The organism is Nitrosomonas sp. (assembly GCF_024282095.1).
Lineage (GTDB): Bacteria > Pseudomonadota > Gammaproteobacteria > Burkholderiales > Nitrosomonadaceae > Nitrosomonas.
In genome coordinates, this window is sequence record NZ_JAMWZS010000060.1 from 1 (window position 1) to 10,541 (window position 10,541).

Genomic DNA, 10,541 nt, shown 5'->3' on the forward strand with positions numbered 1-10,541 from the left:
TTCAACACGCTGCACGTCAGCGCCTCCAATCCATTCAGCATTACCGCCTTCGAAGCCGCCTACCGCGAAGGCGAAGCTTGGCTGGAAGCATTGCTGATTTATCTGCGCGACACGCGCGACAGCGTTGCAACATTCTTGGCCCAATATTTGCCGGAAATCAAAGTCATCCAAGCCGAAGGCACGTATCTGCTCTGGCTGGATTGCCGCGCAATGAGCATGACCGACGCACAATTGAAACAGTTCTTCGTCGGTGAAGCCGGTGTCGGCATGAGTCCCGGCACATTATTTGGCACGGAAGGCAGCGGGTTTATGCGGTTGAATATTGGGGCGCCGCGGCGGACGATTTTGAGGGTATTAGACAAGATCGTGCAAGCAAGGCACGGGTAATTTCAATGTAATCAAAAGAGTTCATATATTATTACTTAAAAGGATATCCCTATGTCTACCGCTATCACATGGCCTAAAAAAACCAGAGAATTGCACAGCCACCACTTCGACTCGACAATCTGGAATGATTTAAAATTCAGACCCGACGATATCATTATTGCGACGTATGCCAAATCCGGCACGACGTGGATGCAGCAAATCGTGGCGCAAATGATGTACAACGGCAACCCTGATCTGGCGGTGGCGGAAATGTCGCCGTGGCTGGATTTGCGCGTGCCGCCCAAAGATGTGAAGCTGCCGCTGGTGGAAGCGCAGACGCATCGCAGGATTCTGAAAACGCACCTGCCGGTCGATGCGCTGGTGTATTCGCCCCAAGCTAAATATATCTACATTGGCCGCGATGGCCGCGATGTCATGTGGAGTATGTATAACCATCACGCTAACGGCAATCAAGCCTATTATGAAGCACTGAATGACACACCGGGCCGGGTTGGCCCGCCGCTGCTGCCACCACCCGCCGATATTCGCGAATATTGGCTGGAATGGATGGAGAAGGATGGTTATCCTTTTTGGTCATTCTGGGAAAATATTCGTTCCTGGTGGCAAATTCGTGAATTACCGAATCTGCTACTGATCCACTTCAGCGATCTCAAACGCGACATGCCTGGAGAGATGCGGCGCATTGCCCGTTTTCTCGATATTCCCATTGATGAATCGCGATGGCCTGATATCGTCGAGTATTGTACGTTCGACTGGATGAAACGGAACGCCACCAAAACCGTACCGCTCGGCGGCGCTTTTTGGGATGGCGGCGCCGAGACATTCATTAATAAAGGTGTGAATGGCCGCTGGATGGATACGCTCACTGCCGAGGATTCGGCTGCATATGAAGCGCGCGCCGCCAAAGAGCTCGGAGCGGAATGCGCTCGCTGGCTCATGACCGGACAACGCGCTTGAAGATTTTTTGGGTATATAAACCTATGCCATACTGACGAGAATCATTGCTATCGTAAAATAATCGGATGAATCGCAACCCTATTCGGTTTATTTCGTTGCATTGATGCAATCGTTGTCATCACCGGAAAAAGCGCGCAGAATCAATCTTCACATCAGAAAGGAGCAAGAAGCGATGACACATCAATTCGATCCTGGTTATGTTGAAGAACCGTTCAAAAGTTTGTGCGAGGATTATCCGGGTCCCGATGTTTATCCAATCGGGAATTTTCGTGTGGAATGGGGCCCGATCTTTCACCGCGGCCGATTGGACGGATCAGCCCGTGTCCTTTTGATCGGACAGGATCCGGCACAAAATGAGGCCATCGTGCGGCGGATTCTGGTCGGCGAAGCGGGACAGCGGATTCAAGGGTTTCTGGCGAAGCTGGGAATCGACCGAAGCTACGTCATGATCAATACGTTTTTGTACAGCGTATATGGCAGCGTCAGCGCAAAAAACAAAAAAGCAGCGGGAATCATTGAATACCGGCACCGCTGGTTAAAGGCACTGCTGGCTGGCCAGAAGATTGAAGCAGTGATTGCGCTGGGAATGCTGGCGGACCAGGCTTGGAAAACATGGTGCGCCACCCCTGATGGGCAAGATGTTGCAGTCACTTATGTGCCCATCACGCATCCGACTCAGCCGGAAAGTGCCGCGGACGGCGATAAGGAAAAGCTGCGCATCGCCACAAAAACGCTGTTGAGTAAATGGAATGCCGCGCTGCAAACGCTCCACCCCGCAATCCAACATCCTGATCGAGTACAGCCTTTGATTCCATACGGCGAAGCGTGGCAACCTGGCAATAAAATCCCGATTCCTGAGATTGATTTTCCACCGGGCCTTCCTGCATGGATGCGGGAATCAGATAACTGGGCGCGCCGCGCAGGTGCCGATGTCAACGCCAAACGGCGCAATATCACCCTGACAGTACCCAAAGGACTGGTACCGAAGCTATGAACATTCCGACACGAGAGGGTGCCCAGCCACCGAAAACTGCTGCCCGCAACACGCGCGTACAGCCGATTGATCCATCCGGCGGTCAAAAATCGGCATTAAGCGGACGTATCGTCACGATGGACGATGCATTCCGGGTAATTCCGCGCGGCGCAATCTATATCGATCAGGGCAACGTTGTCGCCGTCACCCCATTGCAGGCCCCCTGCCCGGCAGGATTCGAGAACATACCTGTGGTTAACACGGGCGGAACCATTTATCCAGGCCTCATTGAATTGCATAATCATCTGGCCTATAACGCACTGTGTCTGTGGGATGTGCCGAAGCAGTACAGCAACCGCAATCAATGGTCAGGAACGCCCACCTACCGCAAACTGATCAGCGGTCCCATGCAGGTCATCGGCAAATCACCCGAATTGGTGCCCGCCCTCATTCGTTACGTCGAATGCAAAAGCTTGCTTGGCGGCGTAACGACCAGCCAGGGCATACAATTGTTCAGTAACGCCGGCATCCGCCGCTTCTATCGCGGCATCGTGCGCAATGTGGAGCAGACCGACGAAACAGCATTGCCGGAAGCGGATACACGAATTGCCGATGTCGAGGCCAAGGATGCGCATCGGTTTCTGGCACGCCTGCAAAAAACCACTTGTTTTCTTCTCCATCTCAGTGAAGGTATCGATCAGGCTGCGCGCAAGCATTTTCTATCATTGCAAATCGCGCATGAGCAATGGGCGATCAATAAGCAGCTGGCTGGCATTCATTGTGCGGGATTAACTACCGATGATTTTGCTACGTTTGGTGCGAAACAAGGCGCCATGATTTGGTCTCCCATGAGCAATCTGCTGTTGTACGGCCAAACTGCAAACATCAAGGCGGCCAAGGAAGCCGGCGTGCGGATCGGTATCGGTTCCGATTGGTCGCCGTCGGGCAGCAAGAATCTTCTGGGAGAACTCAAAGTAGCCCGGTTAGTCAGTCAAGCCATGGGGTCCGTATTCAGTGATCGCGATATTCTTGCCATGGCGACACGGAATGCTGCTGCCATCCTGCAATGGGATGCCGCGCTTGGCTCGCTCGAAGCAGGAAAACGCGCCGATCTTATTGTGATTGCGCAGCATGCTGATGATCCTTATGAAAACATCCTGCAAGCCAAGGAAACCGCTATTCGCTTGGTTATGATCAATGGGATTGCGCGCTATGGCATGCCGAGTCTGACGCAACGTCTGGGCGCAGTGGGTGAATCACTACGAATCGGCGGACTGCGGCGGATGATTTTTTTGCAGCAGGAAACGGCCGATTCATCCGTTGGCAGCCTCACATTGAAAACCGCCACGGCTGTGCTGCGCGAAACGTTGCAGCGGTTGCCGGAATTAGCGCGCGAGTTGGCGCAACCCAAAATAGAGCGCCGCACGGTACTGTCAAAGCTGGCAAAAGCGCTACCGGTAACGCAAGCATGGACGCTGGTGCTCGATGAGCTGGAAGATTCAGGAATGGATTTGCGTCCACGCTTGCCGTTACCGGGCGAGCGTGAACTCACAGGGGCATTGCGCGGATTGGAGCGAGCGGCCGCACCGCTTGCAGAAATCCTTGAGCCGCTGAAGCTGGATCCTTTGACAGTTGCTGATGATCCGGCATTTCTTGAGCGCATCGCGCAGCAGAAAAACCTCCCCGATTATGTGAAAACCGGCCTCAAGGCATTGTATTGACACAGCCATGTACAAATCGATGCACTCAATGAAAAACCCGAACTATCGGCGTGACCATTCCCATTTCGATTGGCTCAAAGCATCAATATGAAATTGCGGGCTTTTGGTGATCCAACCTTGCGGAGATTTATAGAGAATATAACCTTCCAGTGTTTTACGCGGATAGGAGTGCGCGCCACTTCTGGGCAGTGGGAAGAAGCCCTGATTATTGATCATAATGGCGTACTCTCCGTCTTGATAAGGCCCGAAATGCCATGTGGCTTTTAAATTTTCGATATGCAGGCTGACTGACAATGCACGCTGTGTAAGTTTGTTGTGATAATCGGCAACGCGCGCGGGTAAGGTTGAGGTCACATCTTCCACACAGCGACAGGCATCGCTGTAACTCCAGACACTGACATGGGTCAGATCAATAGCTGCTAACTGTTCCATGTCAGGCACTATGCGCGCGCGATCCGGACTGGATGGTACCAGTTTCTTCTGTGTTGCTACCGCGCCGGGTAATACCGCACCAAAATAATAATTGAAGTTGGATTCAATATATACTTGATTCGCATGGCTATTGAGCATGAATTCATAGGACTTCTCAGTGGGCATGGCCATATTCAACAGATTCTGCTGTTCTTCGCGGGAATGCATCCAACTGATGCTGATTAGAATAATGCCGGCCAGCCATGCTAACTGTGTGTTCAGTTTGTTAGAACTTAACGAAAACAGATAGGCCAGGAACAGCGCTAATCCCCACCCGATGAAATACAAATAGCGATCCGGTGCGCTAATTCCGGGAAAATTCACCAGTGGAATCAATGGAAATAACAGTAATCCCAGTGCCACCGCCGTTAGCTTGAGGTTTACCTGTCTACGATAAATCCAATACAGAATGAACAGGCCGATAATGATTACTGCAAGCTTTCCGGCCAAATGATTTCCAAATAAGAAAAAAGGAAGATTGCTGAATGTCTCGATAATCAACAAAAAGTCGTAGTTGCCGCCCAGGTTGTAACCGCCGAATAACCGCCCCAACACATGCAAGCGCCAGAAAATATAGGCTAACGCCACGAACGAGAATGGCAAGGCAAATCGTAGCCGGTCTTTGAGTGTTCCCACCGGTAAAAATGGCAAAATAGCGATGAGCGGCACATAGATTTCCTTGCATGTGACTGCCAGCAAGTAGAACAATGTGCCGATGAGTGCCAGCGATACACGCTGTTCACGCACTGCGCGAACATAGGCATACAGCGCGATTACGGTAAATAGCAATCCACTCGCATAATGGCCGGTCATGATTTCGTTGGCGATGTGAACAGTGGGTGCGCCAACCAGAAATATGACAGCACCCATCAATGACCACAGCGGTGCGATCCATAGCTTCAACAGAAAATAGGTTGCAACACTGGTGAGCCATATCAGCATGAGCTGATGCATATAGAATCCTGTGGGATTCAAACCGAACAATGACAGATTGATGTCATAAAATAAGGTATTCCACGGCGTCAGATTGGCACCGGATTGCAGCCGGGTGATCTCAGGCATCAAGAAGTATTGCCAAGGTGCATAGGTGCTCGCAAAGTTAAGATGATCGCCATCATCAAACCGCCAGCCTCCCGACAATACGCTGTGATGCAGCCCTAAGCAGAGTAGTGCCAGAAAAATCGAGGCAATGGCGGGTTGCGTCAAGGTGTTCTGCCAATGCGAAGTGGCGGGTTTCAATCCGGGGTTCTCCATGTCCAGTTCCTGTGAGCGAGAAAGGTAATCAGGGGAAGAAAAACAAAAGACAGAAAAACACCCGCCAGATAATGCCATTGCAGTGCTTCACTGATGGCGACGGCAATCAGAGAAATCGCCAATCCGGCAAGCGATACCGCGAAGAATCGCATATAGCGTTGGCCTGTGACCGCAGTCCGAAATGACCAGCGGCTATTTGCCCAAAAAGAAAAAAGATTGGCGCTGATGAATGCCATGCCATTGGCTGGTAGCGGATGCACGGAGAATAATTCGACCAATCCGGTGACGATGATCAGATGAATCAGCGTATTTACGATGCCGATCAAGGAGAAACCGGTAAATTGCCGTCCCGTTTCACGACTAAGCATCCGGGCTTGCTCCACCATACCGTTGTCGGATGATGTAGACGGGTCTTTGTTTGCTTTCGCTGTAGATTCGCCCGATATACTCGCCCAACACACCGATTCCCATCAATTGAATGCCACCCAGAAAGAGGATGGCGGTCAGCAAGGAAGCATAGCCCGGCACATCAATGCCAAACAGCAAGGTCTTAATAATGATCCAGCAGCCGTAAACCAGCGACAGCATGGCAACGGTAAAACCGATATATGCCCAGACAGCGAGCGGAACCGTGCTGAAACTGGTGATGCCTTCCAATGCCAGCACCCATAGGCGACGTGCACTAAAAGATGATCGTCCGGATTTACGGGGTTCAACAACAAACTCAACGATGCTCTGCCTGAATCCCACCCACGCAAATAATCCTTTCATAAAGCGCCTGCGTTCGGGCAAGCGCTTTAATGCTTCGACAACCCGCTTATCCATCAAACGAAAATCCCCGACATCGCGGGGAATTGCACACTCGGCTATCCAATTATGGAGTCGATAAAACCACTGTGTAACCAGCCGCTGCACAGGATGGTCGATTTTTCGTGACTGGCGCCGGGCCAAAACGACATCACTGCCATTTTCCCACTGTTTTACCATGTCGATGATCAGTTCAGGCGGGTGTTGTAAATCAGCATCCAATGGAATAACCGCATCGCCTCTTGCTGCATCGATGCCGGCGGTTAGCGCGGCTTCCTTGCCAAAATTGCGCGACAGCTCCAAAACTACAATGCGGGGATTGCGCACCGCGTGCCGACAAAGCATTTCCAGCGTGTTATCGAAGCTGCCGTCGTCAATGCAAATAATCTCGTAATCGTATGCTTGCAGTTTGATTAGCACCGATTCCAATCTGCTGAAAAAGGCATCCACACCATCGCCTTCATTAAAACAAGGCACTACGATGGATAAGCAGCGAATCGGGGAACTGGATGGATGCAAGTTGGAAATTTTAAACGCCTTTTTCGTTAGCTGTGGAATATAACAAAATGCCGATAAGCGATCAAATGACAAGTTAATGAGTGGCCCCTAACAAGCCAGAAAACCCACACCCACCGGCCCGATCCAGATTTACTATATTCACACCGAACACCTCGATACACCGAGGCTGATCGTCAATCGAGACAACGCCCCGGTATGGCGTTGAGATAATATGCATGCATCCGGCGCGAATTTTCCCGATGAAGATCCGGATGGTGACGCACAACTCTTCGAATACAACCCCGGATTTCTCAGGCAGTATGTTGATCGCAAAACGAGTCTGCACCATAACTATTCCTGCGATAATAAGCTTAAAAGTGGATGGTATATCTCACGAAACTCGATGTGAGGACGGTACTTATTTTTTACGGTACATCCAGCGGAACATTGCCCGTATCACGCGGCGCATTCTGCAATGCGCAATTACTGACCTACCGAAATTGGGTGAAAATCCGTAGCTTGAACATCAGATCATGGAATTACCAGATACGCACATCTTTATTTGTAGGCGCGCATGTCATCGTAATCGGGGGCGGCAGGACTCAACCGAGATAATACGTATTCTCCACCAGCACATGGGCATAACGCGACATGTATAGGAGTGGCACTCACCACTCGCAGATGAAACCATAGCCGACTCGCACATGCCTATCCCTTTCGAATTCTGGTTGCATCACGCAATTTTCTACGCACTACTATTTTTGATTCATTATGCGTGCGGATTATTAGTCATCCATCGAAATTTCAAAGTTAACTACACGCGCAAAATCAATCATTTCGCATTCTTCTTTCTGCCGACTTTACTGTCATCCGTCGTTGAATACCCCTACAGCGCAACCACATTTTTCATCGATATCATCTGTGCATTCATTTTCCTGACATTCTTTATAGCGCCCTTGCGCAATAAGTTTGGGGTACTTTCCGTGATGTTCTGCTCAGTTGATAGGCCGGAAGATAGGCCATTTACATTGACTTGGCTTTACACACAGTTTATCGCTAGCTACTTGGTACTCATTCCCTTGCTGGCTTACTTCGAAAGCCGCGACATGCTGCCGCTCGTCATGATCATCCTCATTGCCAATGGCGTCGGTGATGGTCTGGCGGAACCCGTCGGGATAAAATTCGGCAAAAGAAAATATACGACTTATGCGCTTTTTACCCAGCAAAAGTACGTCCGCAGTTATATTGGCAGCGCATGCGTATTGATAACCACGGTGATCGCAATATTGGCATTTCATCCCTATTTCAATTCCACTCAGCTTATTGCCGCGCTACTGCTAATGCCGATCTCGATTACCTTAGCCGAAGCTTTTTCTCCACATACCTGGGACAGCCCACTCATCTATGCAACAGGAGGCACATCGCTGATAGGAATTTTTCATTATTTGTGATTCGATGATCGTTGAGATACGCTATCAATCATCCAACTGAGGGAGTCCCATCATGAGAAATTTCAGAATCTTAACCATGAATATCCAAGCGCAAGCCTGGCCTGCAGGTCCTCACAGCGATGCCGAATGGCGTGCAAAGGCGGTGATCAAAGCGCTCGACCCGGCGAATTTCGCGTTTGACGAACACCCCGATGTGGTGGTGTTCAATGAAGCGGATAACGAAGATGCCAAAGAGATTCTGGAAGATGGATTGAAGCACCTGTATCCGCACACCATCGTGTCGTTCAACGGCGGCAGCGGCGATTTGAATGATGGCGGACTGGCGATATTCAGCAAATTCGAATTCCGCGAATTGCCACCATCGGATAATAACTTTTCCAATAACCGCAGTCGATTTTATCCCTATCAAAGCGGTCTTTTCTACCCAATGAGCGCGAGCGATGACGGTCTGGCGGAAAAAGGCGTGGCCATCGTGCAGATCAGCACCGGTTTACACTTTGAAGTCGTCACCATTGCCTTGACGCATTTGCAAGCGTTTTACGAGGAAGTCGGCGAACACCACATCATCCGCCTGCGGCAATTGAAAGTCATCGAAGGCGCGTTGATCGGACTCATCGGCGCGCCGGAAGATAACACCAATTGGGACAAAGTCATCGTGCTGGGCGATTTGAACATTCGTGGCGATACGCCGCCCTACTCCACCGATGGCCACGGCGAATGGACCAATGTATTCATCAACAACGGCGGTCCGTACAACAATGCCTCGCAAGGCATTCTTTTCAGGCAAAACCAACTGATTTTCACCGAACAATTGATCGACGGCTGGCGCACGTTCATGACGCCGCCGGGCGCTTTCATGGAAGCGGATCCGGGCTTGACCAACACCAACTTGAAAGAAGGCGAGCATTTGCCCGCAGGATTGAAAGAACGACTGGACTACATCTGCTTTCCGAAGCAACGCACCGATGCCGTGGGCGAAACGCCGCGCCGTCTGGTGGCGCAGCACATGCGGATTTTGCCGTCGAATTTCTCCGCGCTGGATTTGACGTTTGAAAGAATCCAAAGCGACCACCGCGGCATTCTGGCGCAAGTGCATTGGCAATTTCCGTACAACACCCCGAATCAAGCCAAAATCCAGAGCAATTTTGTGCATTTTCAGGCCCCGGATTCACCGATCACAGTCAATATCGCCAACGACCTGAAGATCCCCTCCCCCGGCGTGTTTCAATGGATTTACATCCGCGAACCGGGCACTTACACGTTCACTTACTCACCCAATCTGGAAGCCGCGTTTTATTTTGAGAACAATATGTCGACCCAAATCGACCCGTACAATCAAGTCAAATGGAGCGAATTAGGGCTCGACAACGACTGGCTGAACAGTCTGCAGCACGAATTCCAATTTTCCGAAACGGGCGATCAAGTCGACGTGCACCGGCCGATGTTCATCCGCCTGAAAGCCGCAGAGAGGGATGATCAATTCACCGGCAACATCGTGTTTTCCTTCATTAAACACACCGGTGAGAACCGCTTCCTCGCCATCGGCCTGCAACCGAACGATATTCCCAAAGACCCGCGTTTGCCGGTCGGACAGAAGAACGGGAAAAATGACGAATGCTGGTTCCGCGCGCCGCTGGCTGAGCAATTGTTGAGCGGCAATCCTTACCGGGTAGAGTTTTACATTCAAAACGATTTCAACCGGAAAATCCAGCTCAGTTTGTTCGAAGGCATCGCCGCCCCGGCGCCGTTTGAGCAAGCCTCGAATGAAGACCCACTCACCGTGATCGGCTACGACCGCGCCGCCGATATCAAGGATATTTACATGCTGCTGGAACGCAGCCAGACAACGGATTTCGAATTCCTCGCCGGTTACCGCTACAGCATTTCCTACCTGAATCACCTGGAAATCTACAGCATTGAAGACCAAAGCGGCCTCGGCGCGGACGAAATCCACCTCACCATGACCGCCGACGACATGGCGACCAACTTCCTCGACTTCACCGACGAAGACTTCGACGACGA

The 10,541-nt window shown here is 51.0% G+C and carries 10 protein-coding genes; 6 read left to right on the top strand and 4 right to left on the bottom strand.

Going from position 1 to position 10,541, the window contains the following annotated elements; genetic code table 11:
• The 4 genes from Q0K92_RS12410 to Q0K92_RS12425 all read left to right on the top strand — a co-directional run.
• The coding region (locus Q0K92_RS12410; protein ID WP_297326110.1) for an aminotransferase class I/II-fold pyridoxal phosphate-dependent enzyme at positions 1 to 387 on the top strand (387 nt) is incomplete at its 5' end.
• Between the two features lie 51 nt (positions 388 to 438).
• Positions 439 to 1,344, top strand: a complete 906-nt coding sequence (locus Q0K92_RS12415; protein WP_297326111.1) for a sulfotransferase domain-containing protein — start codon at positions 439 to 441, stop codon at positions 1,342 to 1,344.
• Between the two features lie 172 nt (positions 1,345 to 1,516).
• The gene (locus Q0K92_RS12420; protein ID WP_297326112.1) at positions 1,517 to 2,338 is read left to right on the top strand and encodes a uracil-DNA glycosylase family protein; all 822 of its coding nucleotides are present in this window, start codon (positions 1,517 to 1,519) and stop codon (positions 2,336 to 2,338) included.
• Positions 2,335 to 4,038 carry an amidohydrolase family protein gene (locus Q0K92_RS12425; RefSeq protein ID WP_297326113.1) on the top strand — a complete coding sequence of 568 codons (1,704 nt, stop codon included), beginning with the start codon at positions 2,335 to 2,337 and terminating at the stop codon, positions 4,036 to 4,038. Before Q0K92_RS12420 ends, Q0K92_RS12425 begins: the two co-directional genes overlap by 4 nt.
• Before the next feature lie 42 nt (positions 4,039 to 4,080).
• Here the strand turns inward: Q0K92_RS12425 and Q0K92_RS12430 are convergent, their stop codons facing one another.
• From Q0K92_RS12430 to Q0K92_RS12445, 4 genes are all read right to left on the bottom strand, one after another.
• Entirely contained in the window at positions 4,081 to 5,763 is a 1,683-nt protein-coding gene (locus Q0K92_RS12430; RefSeq protein WP_297326114.1) for a hypothetical protein, read from the bottom strand.
• Complete coding sequence (locus Q0K92_RS12435) at positions 5,745 to 6,131, bottom strand: GtrA family protein (protein WP_297326115.1); 387 nt, start codon at positions 6,129 to 6,131, stop codon at positions 5,745 to 5,747. The genes Q0K92_RS12430 and Q0K92_RS12435 overlap by 19 nt, the downstream gene beginning before the upstream one ends.
• Entirely contained in the window at positions 6,124 to 7,089 is a 966-nt protein-coding gene (locus tag Q0K92_RS12440; protein ID WP_297326116.1) for a glycosyltransferase family 2 protein, read from the bottom strand. Before Q0K92_RS12440 ends, Q0K92_RS12435 begins: the two co-directional genes overlap by 8 nt.
• A gap of 73 nt (positions 7,090 to 7,162) precedes the next feature.
• Entirely contained in the window at positions 7,163 to 7,417 is a 255-nt protein-coding gene (locus Q0K92_RS12445; protein WP_297326117.1) for a hypothetical protein, read from the bottom strand.
• A 355-nt stretch (positions 7,418 to 7,772) separates the two neighbouring features.
• Here Q0K92_RS12445 and Q0K92_RS12450 point away from each other — a divergent pair, with 355 nt between their 5' ends.
• Positions 7,773 to 8,519 carry a hypothetical protein gene (locus Q0K92_RS12450; RefSeq protein ID WP_297326118.1) on the top strand — a complete coding sequence of 249 codons (747 nt, stop codon included), beginning with the start codon at positions 7,773 to 7,775 and terminating at the stop codon, positions 8,517 to 8,519.
• A gap of 52 nt (positions 8,520 to 8,571) precedes the next feature.
• Positions 8,572 to 10,541, top strand: a 1,970-nt coding sequence (locus tag Q0K92_RS12455) for an endonuclease/exonuclease/phosphatase family protein (protein ID WP_297326119.1), incomplete at its 3' end; no start/stop codon positions are given.